The sequence below is a fragment of the Nostoc sp. CCY 9925 genome (assembly GCF_963920935.1).
Lineage (GTDB): Bacteria > Cyanobacteriota > Cyanobacteriia > Cyanobacteriales > Nostocaceae > Nostoc.
In genome coordinates this window covers 1-16,192 of sequence record NZ_CAWUDO010000139.1, presented here as the reverse complement: position 1 = coordinate 16,192, position 16,192 = coordinate 1, and the positions used below count along the sequence as shown (strand labels likewise).

Here is a 16,192-nt window from a genome sequence, read left to right as displayed (position 1 = left end):
TAGTTTTTAGTGATCGCACCTTTTTCGCCCAACCTCACAAAATCGCGTTGCTCCCTTGTCGAGTTCGGCTTGGGCTAGAGCTTGTTCGTCTTTGAAGGGAACATCTGCAACTGTTATCGGTGTGTTGAGATTGAAGCTAGAAGCCGTTTGCTGTGTGTAAACTGATTGAGTCATAATATAGATTCCTGCAAAGGGTCAAAGGGCGATCGCACAAGTTTCGTAGGCTGGGGCGGTCGTCTTTTGTTTTCATATATCTATAATAACAACTCAGAGTACAAAATTCAACTAGTAGTACAAATATTTTTTGTAACTTCAACACGCAACTCAGACATAATCTCAATCAGTTCTACACCAAGGGTTTTAGCGATTGCTGTAATAATTTTTGTCGAAACAGACGCAGCTTCGCCATTTTCTAGTTTTCTAATGTATTCTTGCGAGCATTCAACCTGTTGACTAAAAAGTGCATCTGCAATTTCGCGCCTAGACTTCTTGCCACGCAATAATCTTAAGTTATTCCCACATTCTTTGTTCCACGCAAGCATAACAACCCAGTCCAAGGGAACCATAATTACCTCCTTTGTATTTTTTATTTTTATATTTGCACTTTCAATTGTCATGTGGCAAGATATTTTTGTACTGTGAGTTCAACCAACCAGCTCAGTTATACAAGAATTTATAGACGGTATGAGTATTCCAGCCGTCAAATTCGTTTGCCAACTTATTTTAAGGAGGTAACGACAGAAAATCATTACGCTTTTTAAACTGCAATAAAAGGTGGTTGCTGATAGTACAGCAGTTTTCATTTGCATTAACCAATTTTTTGCGTTGTATGCAGCACATACAGGTAATGCCATGCTGACACTAGACCGCGAAACAACATCAGCACCCAGCTACAGCATTCTCAACAGCAGCATTAAAGAAACATTCACTGCCATTGACCGATTTGAATGGCAAGCAGTTGAAGAAATATTACAGATGCGAGAAAAGCAACTCTACCGTGAAGCTGGTTACAAAACCTTCGAGCAATATTGCCAAGCTGAGTTATCCGCCTGGGGTGGCTACCGCAGAATCAACCAACTGCTGGGAGCCAAGAAAGTTAAGGACACAGCTGATGAGTTGGGCGAACACATCAAAAACGAACGCCAAGCCCGTTCACTGCTGCGCTTGGTCAAGGAACCAGACAAGCTAAAGGCTGCTGTAGCGATCGCACTCGAAGAAAACCCCTCCCCCAGCGAATCGGACTTTGCAGCTGCGGCTAACAAGGTGGTTCCTCGTTTACCACGCCAAAAAACCACAGAACCAGTGGTTCCTCAAATTCAAGAACCAACGATTCCCAAAATTCAAGAACCAATGGTTCCCCCTTCCCCCACAGTCACGGTTACGTCACCAAGTCACCACAGGTATGGGCAAGAAGGAAGCATTGAAGCAGACCCACCCAACTACTGGCAGCAGATTGTCACCTTCGCTGATGGCAGTAAGGAACTGGTCAATAACGCTGATTTGGATGCCTCTAGCGTTTCATACTCCACTGAAAGAACCTACCCCAAAGAATATGCTGAAGCGATTGCACAACTCAAGCAACAACACCAGCAGGAATTGGAACGGCTGGAGCAAGAACTGAGGATTGGCTTGCAAACAGAAGCAACCGCCAGAGCAGAACAGCAAGTACAAGAACAATTGACCGCTTTACAAAACCTGTTTCAGCAACAAAAGGAAGAAAACATCCAGTTGCAGCACCGCCTTTTCGAGTTGGAAGGATTGAGGCAGTTAGAACTTGAGAACCAACGGCTACAAGGGCGTATTCAGGAATTGGAAAATGCTGTACAAGAACGTCCTGCTCAGGAATGGGGTAATACTCTTACTAAGCAAGCAATTAAAGCCCTAAATAAACAAGTAAAGCTTGCTCTAGATAAAACACTCGACCTGCGATCGCTAGCAAAAGAACCACCAAAGGAAAATGCCCAAGAATGCTTACGACTGATGGGTATTGCTTTGGGCAATCTTGCCAGTGCCATGAATAACGCTCAAGCACTCCAGGCTGCGGCTCTGATTTTGGGCAGTGAACCAACACCAAGCGCGATCGCTTACAGGATGGAACAATTACAATTCGTACCACAAGCGGTTAGTGAAATAAAGCAAGTACTTGAGAAACCTGACTGTAGTTGGCAGGATTTCTGGAGTGTCGCCCAACAGTATGAGGTAATCAAATCAGACTATTGGGCGCAACTAAGCACCGAAGAAACGCAGTTAATCGCTGCCCTTGAAAAAGCTGCTACTCAATCCCATATAGATGAACTGGCCACCCAGCATACGCAGATATTTACTGCTGCCTGTGAAACAATTACCGAACCTCTCAAAGATGAACCTACCACTCACCAAACAGAAGTAATCACTGCCATTGAAGAGGTTTCTACTGAACCTCCTAGCATTGGGTTTGGTTCTATCGTTGCCTACGCTGACCCGTACTATACGCTGTATAACGCCAGGGGTGAATGTAGAGGATCTGGGTGAGGAAGTGATAGTGGCGTGGGATCACTGGAAAGACCAAGGGAAAAAGACGAGCAGATATTTCAAGAAAGAGTTGCGATTCTGGCAAGGCGAGAACAAGTAGATAAAACTTCCCTGTATCTAAAAGACTTAAACGCGGCATCTGTGCAATGTCGCCCATATTGTCATGGAAAATTTAGGAGAAAATATGACTACAGCATTAAAAGCAATCAATGGTGGTAGTAAACAGCGAACTGGGAATAAACAAGCTTCAGAAGACAAGACTATTAAACCCCACTGCAAAATCTCGATAGAGGATATCAACTGGGTTCGCCAACAACCCCCTTGTGTGCAGCAGCTATGGTTAGATTCGGTTGCAGCAGAACAATTTGGTGGATCTGCTCACAAACTGGATACCAATCTCACGTATAAGTCATTGCAAAAAGCAGGTGCAGCGTTGACGGCTCAAGGTTTGTTTCAATATGAGGAAGTGTTTGGTCGATTGCCTTCTGGTAGACCTGGGTTGATTGGCTATCGTGTTCGCAACCTTCACGGGTACTACAATCGCTTTTACTGGGAATCGTCCACATCAGGCGAAACTAATTCTTGTGATGAGAAAGCCGTCCATGCCGGAACGAAAACCAACCACGCCGAAGCGAACCAAAACCACCCTGAAGCGAACCAAAACCACCCTGAAGCGAAACAATTCCAACCTGATTTGGAACAATTCCAAAATAATGGTCAAAAAAACCAGGAATTACAAGGCTTCCAGAAACCTAACAACGTTTCTAACTACTCTTTAACTACCTACCAACCACCCACTAAGGTGGTTGGTATGGTAGTTGGTTCTTCCACGCAAAACGAAAATTTGCAATGTGAGCAGACGGCTGACGCGCCTTTGGGGGGCGCGTCGCCTCAGACTGTCAAGGGCGTGGAAGAGAAAGAAGAGTCACCTACGGCGACGGACTGCACTACGCTAAAGCTCGTGGATGATGTATTGAGTCAATCTGCTTTGTTGTTAGTTGAGAAGCAGGAATTAGGTGATGATGCGATTGCCCCTCATGAAGGCACTTTTTCCGCCGCCCCTGCTGCCTCAAATTTAGAAAACCTCAATCAGCCCCAAAACCAAGCTCAACCGAGTCTATCTGCTTCGTTGACGACAAAGAATGAAGATTTAAGTGGTGATGCGATCGCCTATCAAGAAGGCAATTTTTCCGCCGCGCCCGTTGCTGTAAATTTAGAAAAACTCAATCAGTCCCAGAACCAAGCTCAACCGAGCCTGTCTGCTTTGTTGGTAGAAAAGAACCAGGAATTGGGTAATGAGTCGGGAACCAATCGTGAAAACATAGTTTCCACCGCTCCTGCTATGTCGAATTTGCCAGTACAGGAACCAAAAGACCATCGTGAAGGGGTTTGTGCTGTGACTGCTGACTCCGATCCTGAGAAATGGTCGTATGAGGCTGTCGTTGAGCGATCAAGAGTGCGTCCTTGGCGTATGGAGAAGCTTAAGATAGCGGAACAATGGCGCGAAAATCCTGGGGATGATTTTCTGATGGAGTGTTGGGCTGATGACCCTGCTTTGAGGATTGTGATCAAGAAATTGGTGATCAAGTGTCCGCAGTGGGGGCTTGTGGCGGCGGATGGTGTGCTGGTGAAGTGGGAGGGGTAGTTTGCATCAGCTGATTTCATTGTCAGCCATTGATTTATGATTAACGCGATCGCACTCCCCCATCTCCTCATTCCCTCACAATTTGACTGCGATCAAACAACCACCTATCGCCGACTATCTCTTCTAGGCGTTGATTGAGCAGGGGAAGGAAATATTCTGGATCGTTGAGCTTTTGTTGGACAAACCAAGAAGCAAATTCCTGTGGCGTTTCAATTTTATTAATATTTGCCACTACTGATATCATCCAGTCAATTAAATTCTGAAATTCTGCTAATTGTGGGTGATCTTTATCTATTTGCTTACATAAACATGCTGCAACTGACACTAGTAAAGCTTGCAGTTCATCAGTTTGAGATATGGTTTGATACAGATTAACAATAAATTGAATGGTGTCTGTTACAGGAGCCTCAATTTTTAGCGAAAGCCAGATTGCTTGAGCTAAATAAACTAAACCGTTGCTTTCATCCGCTACACCTAAATTATTCAGAACCGTGAGCAAATCACCGTAAGCATGAACCCTTACAAGTGACTGAGCAGCTTGTAAATTTAGGTCTAGCTGCTGGGCTGTGTCACCAATTTGCCATGCTACATAAGCCATATTTGCCAGTGTTGTGGCTTTGCTTTTTACATCTCCAATACACTCATCAAGCTCCAAGGTTTGTTGCCAAAAAGAAAGCGCTTGTTCAATGTTCCCTTCTTGAAGACTCACCCATGCCATGTTGGATAGCGTTGCAGCTTTTCCTTTAATATCCCCAATACGCTCTGAGATGTTAAAGTCTTGTTGCCACAGTTGCATTGCTGTTTCGATGTTGCCTTGTTTAGCTAATGCCCATGCTATGTTAGATAATGTTGCAGCTTGTCCTTGGATATCACCAATACTCTGTTTTATTTCCAAAGATTGCTGCCACAGAGAAAGTGCCTGTTCGATGTCTCCTTGAATATGTATCACCTTTGCTATGTTGTGCAGAGTTTGAGCTTTGCCTCTGATATCCCCAATATGCTCAAAGATTTCTAAGGATTGCTGCCACAAGGAAAGTGCTTGTTTAACATCCCCTTTTTGGACAATTAAGCTTGCCATGCTACAAAGTATCACTGCTTTGCCTTGGAAATCTCCAATGTACTCTACAATCTCTAATGATTGATGCCATAGAGAAAATGCCCTTTCGATATCACCTTGAGTAGCAATTGCATCTGCCATGTTGCTGAGGCTGGTAGCCTTACCGTTAAAATTGCCAATGCACTCATCAATTGCCAATGATTGTTGCCATAAATAGAGCGCTCGTTCAAGGTTCCCTTGTTGGTAGATTGCCAACGCCATATTGTTGAGGGAGGTGGATTTGAAAATTTCGTCATTTTCAGGGCAAAGTTCTAAAGCTTGCTGATAATGGGTAACAGCCTCTTGCACCAAACCCAGAACCTCTTCGGCACGGGCGACAGTTCCTAAAATGCGGTAGTCTTGATAAACTGCCAAGACTTGCTCGCATAGCTCTAAAGCTTCCACAAAGCGGGAATTGTTTATCCAAGTGTTTGCAATCCTATACCCAATCTTGACAGCAATTTCCTCTTCTTTAGCTAGCAGCGCCAAGTGCAGAATTTCCAGTAGTTCTGCTTCCGTGCATTTGCCAGTCTCCTCCCACCAAACTTGATGAATTTTCTTCACCGCTTGCTGTCGGGTTGCTTGCCATTCTTCCGCAGTCAAAACTGGTTCTAGCAAAGGTTCTAAAATTTTCGTTACCCGGTAATTAGTTGGTTGGTTTGGGTGAATAGTGGCAGATTCAACTAAACTCAGGCTGGTTAACTTGCCCAAAACTGTAAATTCATCGGCGCTAGAAATTGCCTGTAAAATCTCCTCTGTTACAGGCAAATTAAACACACTCAAACGTGCAAGAAACTTTTGTTCGTCCACGTCTAAAGCATCTAGCAGGGTTTTTGCCAAAATATCCTCGCGGAACTTTTGCTCAGTCGCTTCCAACCGATTCAGTAATTCATCCACCGCCAATCCTGGTTGCTGAATCACCTCTAACAGCCACTTCAACAACCGGGGAATACCATCAGCAATCTTAAGAATTCGTTGAGTTCTTAACTGTTGTCTAACTTCTTTATCTAAAGAAAAGCAGAGAAAAGCAGATTTTATCAATATCACTGCTGCTCATCACTGCCAAAGATTCCAAGTGCAGGCGGTGAGGTGGTAAGGTGTCTTTCTTTAAATAGCGACAAGTAACAATAAGCCGACTTTCTCCCCCGTTTTCCGCCAATGCCGCACAAATCGCTGCTAAAATCTCGTAAGCCTGTGCCGTCATCCGCAGCGAACCATCTTCAATATTAGCTGTGGGGATATTTTGCTCAAAGTCATCCAGCACCAGCAGCAAAGGTTGATTGTGTTCTTGTTCAATCGCTGCAAAAAAGTTTTGCAACCGCCCTTTGAGTGTTACCTTTGGTTCATTCAACAGTGCAAGAACATCAGCAAACCGTTCAAACTTACTAGAAAGCTTATTCAGCAAACCGCTTTTATCCAAAGGGCCAATTAACACCAACCGCGCAAAGTTGTTACGCTGCGCCTCCACCCGCGTACATAACCGTGCGGCTAGCGTACTTTTCCCCAGTCCCCCCATCCCCGCAATAAATACGCCGATTTGGTCGCTAGTTTCCCGCAAAGCCTTAAGACACTGTTGCAAAGGTCGTCTACGTCCCACAAATTCCAACCGACTAGCAACTTTAACTTGATTCTGCTCATCCAGGAATTCTTGCTCTGGGACTGTAAACTTCAGTTTTTCGCGCTTTGGCGTTCTCAGTGGTGTCACCAGTTCGGCAATCTCTCGCGTATCCCGATATACACGCAATAAATGCCAGTCGGTACACTCTTGATCAATCATCTCCTTTTGTGCAACTTTCACAGCAGTTTCCACCGTCGCGCCCGTCGCCAAAGCTTGATAAAGTGCCTGCGCTGCTACAATACCAGTGCTGTCATACACCGGACGCGCCCATCCTAAAACGATACCCGCCCCCGCCTTCACCAATGCTTGCGCCATTGAGGGTACAGTTCCTTTGTTAGGCACTTGTCCTGTATGACAGCCAGAAAGGAATGTCACACGCGGCCAGCGTCCGCGAAAGGCTCTAGCTAAATCATTGACGGTGGTAAGTTGTATATTCCCCACTTCATCTTCAGTGATGAAGCAAGGTGTATTATCTGGTAGCTTTGCTCCTTTTGACAGCAAAAAACCATAATCTTTTTTGGTATAAATTATTCCGTGTCCCGTAAGGTGAAAGACATCAAAATAATCTTCCGGGTAAGATTTTACTAAATTGCCTAACTCTGCAACCGAGCCACTTTCCTCAACAATCAACGCCAAGGGTTGATTCTTTGTTGCTTGCAAAATGTTCGCTTCTTCTCGCTCAAATCCCAAAGGCGGAACTCTCGGATCTTCTGGCGAAGTTGCCATAAAAAGTAACCGCAAAGGGCGATTTTGCACACCAATTACTTGAGTTTGACGCTGCTGCACAGAGCGCACAGGTAACACAGAAATATCCTGGCGTTGACTTAAAAACCCATTGCCATCATGTAGCAATTCCCAAGGTAAATGCGCCAATCCCAACGCTACCCGTTCTGTATCTGCATTTAACCCCTGGGCTTCACTAGTTTGAATTAAATCTAAATAAATCGTCTGCTCATCAGCATCGGGCATAGCCCTTCTCAGCCATCCTTCTTTCCCATCTAGCCATTGATAAAGCTGCTGGCCCAACTGAGTGAGATAGGGTAAGCGGTCTATTTGTTGAGTGTAGTAATTTTGCTCACACAGGTCAATAAGTGCTGCTAACTCCAGTTTATCCAAGCGACGTGAACATAATCACAACGCAGTTCAAAAGTTTGCTGTTGACTCAGGGCGAAGGTAAATTTTAGAGGCATGGTTGGGAGCGTCAGATTTTATAATAACCTTCACCGTATTATCACTCAAGTTTTTATGATTGTCTGTTTGCATTGTCTCTAAAAGTAGAGAATGCTTGATCCAATAAATAATAAGAAGGAGCTAACCAAAGGATTTTAATATTTTTAGGGATTACATGATCGCACAACCATCTTACAGCAGTAAAAGTTTTACCTGCACCTGTAGGAAGCACTAATATTCCACTCCCTGATTTTTTATTATCAAGTTGAAATGTATTACTTAATTTTTCAAATGCCTCGATTTGATGCTGAAAAGGAGGTTTAGGTAAAAAGTTTGTATCTTGTTCTCTCAGTTGCTCAAGATCGAATGATACATACACCATAAATATTCTCTGTTTTGTAGCGCAAGTTTTGGTGGATAAATACAATTTGTACTTATAACTTATGATGCCCATAACTCTGCGTGTACTAACAGAACTCAGCCCTTTATCCCTTTACAGGTTGGACTTTTCAGAACAGCATCTAATTTCTGAAATTTTAACTCGACTGATGATGAAAATGGTGATTCTGCTTCCGAGTCGGTAGAAAAATCAGTGTAGCCCAGCAACGAAGAGGTTCAAGAAGTGTTGCAGCAGTTACGAGAAATACCCTGCACCCCACAGTTTCGGCTAAATGCAGAGATTCAGCGTACAGTCAAACGTTACTGGCAGAGTGTACCGGGTGCGATCGCTTATTTGAAGGAGGCACTACGAACTTGGAAGGGTATCAAGTCACCGGAGGCTATATTTGTCGCTGCTTGTAAAGAGGGCAGAAAACCGGAGGCGCAGCAAGCCAAATCGGGTGCGATCGCTTGGTTCGAGTGGGCGAGGAAAAACAGGATTGTGATTGCAATGTCGGGGGAAACAGTGTATACCCTGGATGGCCAACCAGTAGGGTTGCAGGAAATGATGCGGCGGTATCTGATGCGGGAGTAATACCAGAAGTGAGGGGCGATTGCAGCACGGTCAAAGAAAGGCGTGACCCTAGCGGATGGAAAAGTTAAAAATAGGATCAAGAGTGCGGCCTTGGAGAATGGAGAAGCTCAAGATGGCAGAACAGTTGCGCGAAAATCTTGGGGTTAAGTTTTTGATGGAGTGTTGGACGGATGACCCAGCGAGTGAGGATTGCGATCGAGAAATTGGTGGCGAAATTTCCGCAGTGGGGGTTGGTAGCGGCGGATGGGCAGTTGATGGAATGGGCGCGAGAGTAAGGTAGTGAACCAAGAGCGGATGCAGTCGCCGCAGAGTCTATGGAAAAAACACTTTTTAATCCCACCAATGTTTCTCAAAAGCGAAGGTTATCGGCGGCCCGTGCTACCACATGAAAAATGGTAGAGTGGATGGTGAATTGATGAACTAGTGAATTGAGGGAGAGTAAAAAGCCTGTATATTTTGTAAACATTGTCTCACCTCAATAACAAATTCCCACATATTTTTTTAGAGTTCATTGAGTTTTAATAATTGAAAATTAGTAGCTTCAATATAAAATATGGTCTTTAACCCTGTTTGTTTACTTTACGTATGGTGATTTTGACAGCAGAAATCCTCTGTTTAGAAGCTGGAATATTTTCATTAGCCGAGTCTCAGCATCCAGAACCTCTGCTGTATGGTGTTACTGATGGAAAAGCTGTCGGAACTTACCTGGAACAGAAATTTAGACTTTATTTGAATACCAAGTATGAGTTTATACAAGGCAATTCTGCGAGTGGTATTGACTTTCCTGGATTGCTTATAGATGTCAAGGTAACAAGTGTTAGACAACCACAATCATCATGCCCATTCAAATCTGCACGGCAAAAAATTTTTGGGCTTGGTTATTCGTTGCTTATTTTTGTCTATGATAAGGTAGATAACAGTATAAATCGCACGGCAACTCTAAATATTTTGCATACGATTTACGTTAATGCTGAAAGAACCGCAGATTTCCAGATGACGCGGGGAATTTCCAATATTTTAGAGAACGAAGGTAATAAAGATGACTTAATTGCTTTTATGCTTGATCGCAATTTACCTGTTGACGAGCTTGAAGCAAGTAATATCGCGGATGAAATATTGATAAATCCACCTTTGCAGGGATTTTTGACGATTTCTAATGCTTTGCAATGGCGGCTTCAGTATGGGAGAGTAATAGAACGTGCTGGTCAAGAAAAAGGTATAATCACCGTTTACAAAGCTAATCCATGATGCGTACTGTTCAGAAACTTAAAGTAGAATATGGCGATTTTCAAACACCGATAGAATTAGCTGAGAAGGTATGTAAAAAGCTAGTAGAATTTGGTGTTAAACCAGATATTATAATTGAACCTACGTGTGGAATAGGAAATTTTGTTGAAGCCGCATCCCATTATTTTCAATCTGCAAATAAAATTTTAGGAATTGAATTAAATCTAGATTATTTCAGAAAAATTGTAGAAGAACAAAAATTTCTAAATGACAAAAGAATTGAGATTATATGCAAAGATTTTTTTCAGGTCGATTGGCTATCATTAATAGGTGAGTCAAAGGAAGAAATCTTAGTGCTTGGTAATTTACCTTGGGTAACAAATTCAAAACAAGGTAGTATTGGTGGTGTGAATTTGCCCAAAAAACACAATTTTCAAAATCATACTGGATTAGATGCTATTACAGGCAAAAGTAATTTCGATATATCTGAATGGATGCTTATACAGTTTGTGCAATACTTACATAAACATAATAGTCATCTAGCAATACTTTGTAAAACTTCGGTTTCTAGAAAAATATTAAATTATATCTATTCTGAAAAACTAAATCTTGCTTACTGTGCAGTTTATAAGATAGATGCTAAAAAATATTTTGATGCTAATGTTGACGCTTGTTTATTATTATGTAAATTTGATTCAATCTCAAAAGAATATTATTGTGATGTATTTGATAGCCTTGAAAGTTCGGTTTTTTATCGTATAGGTTATTCAAATAAAATTTTAATTAGAGATTTGATTACATTTAAAAAACTAGAAAACTTATACAGCAAAGAATCAAAAATAAAATGGCGTTCTGGTATTAAGCATGATTGCTCTAGCGTGATGGAATTTCGCAAAAATAATGACTGTTTTATAAATGGATTAGGAGAATCTTATGAACTTGAAGAAACCTATCTTTTCCCTCTAATTAAAGGTTCTTCTGTTGCCCAAAATCAAACTAAAGCAACTGATCGATATATTTTAGTTACACAAAGACTTGTTGGTGACTCTACTGAGTGTATAAAATATTTAGCACCTAAAACATGGGCATATTTAGAAAAACATGAAAACCTATTAAATAATAGAAAAAGTAAGATTTATCACAATAGCCCTAAATTTTCTATTTTTGGTGTTGGAGCATATACTTTTGCACCTTGGAAAATAGCAATCTGTGGACTTTACAAAAAGTTAGCTTTTAGATTAGTTGGACAGATAAATGGAAAGCCTGCTATTTTTGATGATACTATTTACTTTCTCAGCTTTTTTGATGAAAAAACTGCATACGAAGCCTATCAGCTTTTAACTTCTCCACTAGCAGAAGATTTCTATTCATCTTTAATATTTTGGGATGAAAAACGTCCGATCAAGTCTATTATTCTAAATAGCTTAAACTTGTCAGCTTTAGCAAAGCTAGTATTTTAATTGCTTTTTATTAACACAAATATTAGTTCCGCCACTACTGGCCGCAGAAGTTGGTTTACCCGAAGCGTTAATACTCCAGCAGATTCATTACTTTTGCCAGATTTCCAAGCACATCAAGCGTGATGGACGGCGCTGCTTTTGGAAGACACTTCATGATTGAGGTCAAACACTGCCTTTCTTGAAAATATCTGCAATTAGACGAGCGATCGCTAACCTTAAGGATAATTTCAAGTTGATTGATGTTTGCCGACACAGTGAAAAAACTTGGTATCAAGCCAACTGGTTCACTATCAACATCAACAACGTACAAGCCCTGTGGAATCGGATTTGTGAAAATCAGCAAATCGATGTGAGCGATTTGGACGCATCGATCTGCTCAAAGGCGGCAAATTATATCAAAGACTTCCCCTCCAAAGAGTTCGCTTCACAACAACACTCTGCTGTTGAGCTTAAAAAAAGTGAGGAACTGGAAACCGAAATTTTGGACTGTGACCCAGAACCAGTTTGTCAAACCGAGATTGTTAACTACACCCAGGAAGGGGAGCAAACCCAGATTTCTCACTTCGTTGAAGACATAGAACTGGTTAACTCGACGGGCGTGACAGTCCATCATGAAAACAATTTTTTCGCCGCCCCGGTTGTGTCAAAATTCCATGATGAAGACTCTGGTGATGATGATTATGCCGAGCCACAAGAAAAATCAGTGCAGCCCAGTAGCCAAGAGGTTCAGGAAGTTTTGCAGCAGTTACGAGAAATACCCTGTACTCCACAGTTTCGGCTTAATGCACAGATTCAACGTACAGTTAGGCAGTGTTGGGAGAATGTGCCAGGTGCGATCGCCTATTTGAAGGAGGCGATACGAACTTGGAAAGGAATCAAGTCACCGGAGGCTGTGTTTGTTGCGGCTTGCAAGGAAGGTAGGAAGCCGGAAGCGCAGCAGGCCCAGGGCAAACGCATCTAAATTACTCTTGATCACAACGAAGGTTAAAAACCAACGAAAAAATCAGGATTTCGCGCTTGATTATTTTTTAAGCCCCAAAGCGATCGCCTAAAATTTTCGCAATAAGCAAGAGTTAATGACATTAATTTTAGTTCTATTGAGAATAGACTTTGCTTGTTGACATGATGCGGCCGCCCTGGCAGCAGGCCAAGTCTGGTGCGATCGCTTGGTTTGAGTGGGCAAGGAAGCAGAGGATTGTGATTGCAATGTTGGGTGAGGTCGTGTATACGGCGGAGGGTGAAGCTGTGGCGTTGCAGGAGATGATGCGGCGGTGTCCAATTCAGTAACTAATAGCGTCAGCTATCTAAACATTGGAACCTTTACATAATCAGATTTCGAGCCTTTCTTTTCTAATAGAAACTAAAATTTTTAGTCAAAATCTGAAAAGTAAAGCTACCCTCATACTCTCAGCGATTAGCTTTTCTCAATTTGACATTAGAGGAATATTCATTTATTGAGTTTCTTTTCCCCTATTCTATGCAGCTTCACATTAAATTAGTACTAGTCCTATTTAATTGCTTTCGAGATAAAATAATTTATAATCCTTATGGTATAAGAGTTTGAGCAAAAAGCTTGATTTTAGGCATTCTCAAACAAAAATAAACGCTCAAATGCTCGCTCTATCTACAGTTAAAAAATCGACTCTCATTTTTCTGTCTTCAGAGCGATTAAAGAGGGATGAGAGTGATAAATGAGGGTTAAGATTGCGGAGTATTTAAACAAATTGCGTGAGAACCCACCAAAATTTTTCGCTTTCCTATTTACAAGCTTGGATGCGAGAGAAGAGAAATTTTGAGTAGGGTTCTTGCTTATTTTCTTGCCAATATCTGTAGTTTATTGTTGGTAGTGTACCATTATAATCTGTTGGGCTTTTTTTTATATTCTCTACCAGTTCATTGTAATTTATATACTCGTATCCTACTTTTTTAGACCACCCAACTAACATAGCAAACTTATAAAAATCTTCTTTTGCGTCCGTTAGAAAAATTTTACTCTGAACACTGTAGCCAAAGCGTCTATTGCTGTATTTTGCCCACAAATTGTCTATGGTGTGTAGGTCGGTGCAGGAAAAATTATTAAGTTCTGCATAATTAATTAACTCATTTTCGTTGCGACCTACAACTTGGTTCATAACTACATTGGTTTCATGATCTGCCTCTTTCCAGTTTTTAATCTTTAGAAAGTATTCGATTTGAGCATATAAATGTTTTGTTAGTGCTAACTCAACTTCTTTATCTTGAGGGTTTAGCTCCCTTAAACTCCGGTAAACTGATTCAATATTCTCACCTGTGAGCAACTGATTTTCTTTGGTAAAATCAGTATCTTTTGGATGATCTCTTAAAATTATAAACGCTCTATTGTAAGATTTAATTGCTTCTTGGGTTTGTTTATTTTGAACTTGTAAATCACCTTTATTTTTTTGAACTAATACTTGAATTTGTAAGCCTTGACTAGATTCTAAAAATTTCTTGTCAGTTTTAGATAAATTTGACTGGCTTCCTTGAATTTCAGTGTTAGCATTATTCCAGTCTTTCAGTTGTTGATGGACTTGTGACTTCGCAGCTAGTAATAGTGATTGTTTGAGTTCATGGTTATCAATATTAAATGATAATGCTGCCAGCCTTAAAGCTTCATCTGAATCTGATGAACTTTGATTTCGCAATTGTCCAGCTAAAGCTACAAGTTGGCGAACGTTTTCAATTTCTACTTTTGCCTCTTCATTTTTTGCACTTGTGTCTTTAAGTTCGCTTTCTTTAGCTCTAAGCTTTGTTAGGATTTTTGATTCTCTACTCTCAGCCTCTTTTACATTTTTCTTAGCATCTTCTACTTCTTTTTTTGCTTGTTGTTCTTGCTTTATTGCTCGTATAGCATTATTATTAGCTTTTTGTTCTTTTGTTTGTGCTTCTCTAATTTTTATCTGGGATTGTTTTAAACTTTTATTCGCATTATCAACCTGAGAATTAGCAGTTTTAACTCGTTTATTAGCTGCATTAACCTGAGCATCAGCAGTTTTAACTTTTTCATTAGCTTTATCAACCTGCGAGTTAGCAGTCTTAACTCGCTCATTAGATTTATCAACATTTTGTTTAGCAAATCCAGCTAAAGTTGCTGCCCCCAAAACTGCAATAATCAAAACAACAACCCCAACGCTAATTCGCCGTTGAGCTTTCTTATTTGCTTCACTCAGTAATTGATTTCTTTCCTCTGCTGCCTCCCTATCCTTTCTCTCCCTTTCCAAAGCAGCTTCTTGTTCTTTCGCGGCAATCTCCTCCTGAACTTCTTTCTCTTTACTAGCTGCTAAAAACTGTTTATCCTGGTAATTTAAGTTTTTATCTTTCGCCCACTCTTGTGCCTCTTCTAATGCTTTTCCTCGCAGCAGGCGTGATTCATCAGTTCCTCCAGAAGCTACCCAAAAGCGAAAATTTTCAGCGTATGGACGCAGATTATTGAGTTGAGTTTCAATCCAAATTAAGTTAAATATTTCCCGATAAATTTGGTTATAAATTCTTAGCTTACCTTGCTGTCTAACAACCAATCCTGAAAGCTGTAACTCGCTTTGCTCTAATGTTTCATCTGCTATAACTTGAGATTGTTCTTCAGCTAATCTGACTTGCTGGTACAGTTCTAGCAAGTAACCTGCCCGTTGTTCATCTCGTAAAATCCTGGCTTGAATTGTTCGTAAATGTTCAGGTTCATCCTGGGATTCCCAGCTTTCGATAATCCGTGACTTAACAACTTGCTCTACTGAACGAGGGTGTTCCTGTGCTGATTCCTCAACCATAAACTGACACAGCTTTTGAGTTAGGAATGGTTGTCCCCCCGTCCACTGCAATATTTCTTGTATTACTGCTTGAGGATTATTAAACTTTCCCTTTAAACCCTCCTCTAATGGTTCGGCCTCATGCAGTTGAAAGCCTTTGAGGGAAATAGCCTTACCAATGTTAAACGGAGTACGGTTCTTATCTTGTATTAAACTGGTTGGTGATGCCACTCCTAGTAAACAGAACGTGAGACGATTGTATTCTGGGTTATCAACTCGCTCATTATAACAAGACCTAATAAAAGCAAAAAAATCATCTGTCGGGAAATTTAGACTCAGAACACTATCAATCTCATCAATAAAAATTACTATATTTTCTGAAATTTCTGCGAGAAGAATTTTTGTCAGAAAGTTACTAAATCTTAATAATGGTGAATTTAATTGATTCTGCTCCCACCAGGCTTTAAAATCTACATCCAAGGCAAAACTATCGATGAGCTTAACAATCAAATCTGCATACCAATTTTCTTGAGTTGCTGTCTGAATATTAATGGAGGATAAATCAATTGATGCACACTCTACACCAGCTTCACCTAAGCGGCTCATTGTTCTTACACGCAAGCTGGACTTTCCACTCTGTCTAGAATTTAATACATAACAAAACTTCCCTTGTAATTGTTGCGGCTCGCAAACATAAACGCTCCGGCTTGCAAACAAGAAAATTGTTGGCT

Annotated in this window: 14 protein-coding genes; 8 read left to right on the top strand and 6 right to left on the bottom strand. The window is 41.1% G+C overall.

Annotated features, from left to right (window positions below; all coding sequences use genetic code 11):
• Positions 1-6: 6 nt before the first annotated feature.
• Together ACM0OY_RS36070 and ACM0OY_RS36065 are read right to left on the bottom strand one after the other, a co-directional pair.
• Positions 7-174, bottom strand: a complete 168-nt coding sequence (locus tag ACM0OY_RS36070; protein ID WP_414573530.1) for a hypothetical protein — start codon at positions 172-174, stop codon at positions 7-9.
• A 107-nt stretch (positions 175-281) separates the two neighbouring features.
• Positions 282-617, bottom strand: a complete 336-nt coding sequence (locus ACM0OY_RS36065) for a helix-turn-helix domain-containing protein (RefSeq protein ID WP_414573529.1) — start codon at positions 615-617, stop codon at positions 282-284.
• Between the two features lie 235 nt (positions 618-852).
• On the opposite strand from ACM0OY_RS36065, the gene ACM0OY_RS36060 reads away from it, so the two are divergent.
• Positions 853-2,511: a hypothetical protein gene (locus ACM0OY_RS36060; protein ID WP_414573532.1), complete on the top strand. Its 1,659-nt coding sequence runs from the start codon at positions 853-855 to the stop codon at positions 2,509-2,511.
• A 184-nt stretch (positions 2,512-2,695) separates the two neighbouring features.
• A complete protein-coding gene (locus ACM0OY_RS36055; protein WP_414573528.1) occupies positions 2,696-4,156 on the top strand; it encodes a hypothetical protein in 1,461 nt (486 codons plus the stop codon).
• A gap of 67 nt (positions 4,157-4,223) precedes the next feature.
• On the opposite strand, the gene ACM0OY_RS36050 is transcribed toward ACM0OY_RS36055, so the two are convergent.
• The 3 genes from ACM0OY_RS36050 to ACM0OY_RS36040 all read right to left on the bottom strand — a co-directional run bounded on the left by ACM0OY_RS36050 (position 4,224) and on the right by ACM0OY_RS36040 (position 8,422).
• Positions 4,224-6,299 (bottom strand): tetratricopeptide repeat protein, encoded by a 2,076-nt coding sequence (locus ACM0OY_RS36050; RefSeq protein WP_414573527.1) that lies wholly within the window; start codon positions 6,297-6,299, stop codon positions 4,224-4,226.
• Positions 6,256-7,986: a CHAT domain-containing protein gene (locus tag ACM0OY_RS36045; protein WP_414573526.1), complete on the bottom strand. Its 1,731-nt coding sequence runs from the start codon at positions 7,984-7,986 to the stop codon at positions 6,256-6,258. The genes ACM0OY_RS36050 and ACM0OY_RS36045 overlap by 44 nt, the downstream gene beginning before the upstream one ends.
• A gap of 127 nt (positions 7,987-8,113) precedes the next feature.
• Positions 8,114-8,422 carry a DEAD/DEAH box helicase family protein gene (locus ACM0OY_RS36040; RefSeq protein ID WP_414573525.1) on the bottom strand — a complete coding sequence of 103 codons (309 nt, stop codon included), beginning with the start codon at positions 8,420-8,422 and terminating at the stop codon, positions 8,114-8,116.
• Between the two features lie 240 nt (positions 8,423-8,662).
• Here ACM0OY_RS36040 and ACM0OY_RS36035 point away from each other — a divergent pair, with 240 nt between their 5' ends.
• The 6 genes from ACM0OY_RS36035 (at position 8,663) to ACM0OY_RS36010 (ending at position 12,987) form a co-directional block, all read left to right on the top strand.
• A complete protein-coding gene (locus tag ACM0OY_RS36035) occupies positions 8,663-9,013 on the top strand; it encodes a hypothetical protein (RefSeq protein ID WP_414573524.1) in 351 nt (116 codons plus the stop codon).
• A 112-nt stretch (positions 9,014-9,125) separates the two neighbouring features.
• Entirely contained in the window at positions 9,126-9,293 is a 168-nt protein-coding gene (locus ACM0OY_RS36030) for a hypothetical protein (RefSeq protein WP_414573523.1), read from the top strand.
• 305 nt (positions 9,294-9,598) lie between these two features.
• Positions 9,599-10,261: a restriction endonuclease gene (locus ACM0OY_RS36025; RefSeq protein WP_414573522.1), complete on the top strand. Its 663-nt coding sequence runs from the start codon at positions 9,599-9,601 to the stop codon at positions 10,259-10,261.
• Positions 10,258-11,700, top strand: a complete 1,443-nt coding sequence (locus ACM0OY_RS36020; RefSeq protein WP_414573521.1) for an SAM-dependent methyltransferase — start codon at positions 10,258-10,260, stop codon at positions 11,698-11,700. The genes ACM0OY_RS36025 and ACM0OY_RS36020 overlap by 4 nt, the downstream gene beginning before the upstream one ends.
• Before the next feature lie 178 nt (positions 11,701-11,878).
• Positions 11,879-12,661, top strand: a complete 783-nt coding sequence (locus ACM0OY_RS36015) for a hypothetical protein (RefSeq protein WP_414573520.1) — start codon at positions 11,879-11,881, stop codon at positions 12,659-12,661.
• 161 nt (positions 12,662-12,822) lie between these two features.
• Complete coding sequence (locus tag ACM0OY_RS36010; RefSeq protein ID WP_414573519.1) at positions 12,823-12,987, top strand: hypothetical protein; 165 nt, start codon at positions 12,823-12,825, stop codon at positions 12,985-12,987.
• Positions 12,988-13,457: 470 nt separating this feature from the next.
• Here ACM0OY_RS36010 and ACM0OY_RS36005 read toward each other — a convergent pair whose 3' ends face one another.
• Positions 13,458-16,178 carry an AAA-like domain-containing protein gene (locus tag ACM0OY_RS36005; RefSeq protein ID WP_414573531.1) on the bottom strand — a complete coding sequence of 907 codons (2,721 nt, stop codon included), beginning with the start codon at positions 16,176-16,178 and terminating at the stop codon, positions 13,458-13,460.
• Between the last annotated feature and the right edge of the window lie 14 nt (positions 16,179-16,192).

Excerpts from the sequence above, each read along its gene's own strand:
- ACM0OY_RS36070 (WP_414573530.1), bottom strand. The coding sequence starts at position 174 with ATGACTCAATCAGTTTACACACAGCAAACGGCTTCTAGCTTCAATCTC.
- ACM0OY_RS36065 (WP_414573529.1), bottom strand. The coding sequence starts at position 617 with ATGACAATTGAAAGTGCAAATATAAAAATAAAAAATACAAAGGAGGTA.
- ACM0OY_RS36060 (WP_414573532.1), top strand. The coding sequence starts at position 853 with ATGCTGACACTAGACCGCGAAACAACATCAGCACCCAGCTACAGCATT.
- ACM0OY_RS36055 (WP_414573528.1), top strand. The coding sequence starts at position 2,696 with ATGACTACAGCATTAAAAGCAATCAATGGTGGTAGTAAACAGCGAACT.
- ACM0OY_RS36040 (WP_414573525.1), bottom strand. The coding sequence starts at position 8,422 with ATGGTGTATGTATCATTCGATCTTGAGCAACTGAGAGAACAAGATACA.
- ACM0OY_RS36030 (WP_414573523.1), top strand. The coding sequence starts at position 9,126 with ATGGCAGAACAGTTGCGCGAAAATCTTGGGGTTAAGTTTTTGATGGAG.
- ACM0OY_RS36025 (WP_414573522.1), top strand. The coding sequence starts at position 9,599 with ATGGTGATTTTGACAGCAGAAATCCTCTGTTTAGAAGCTGGAATATTT.
- ACM0OY_RS36020 (WP_414573521.1), top strand. The coding sequence starts at position 10,258 with ATGATGCGTACTGTTCAGAAACTTAAAGTAGAATATGGCGATTTTCAA.
- ACM0OY_RS36010 (WP_414573519.1), top strand. The coding sequence starts at position 12,823 with ATGATGCGGCCGCCCTGGCAGCAGGCCAAGTCTGGTGCGATCGCTTGG.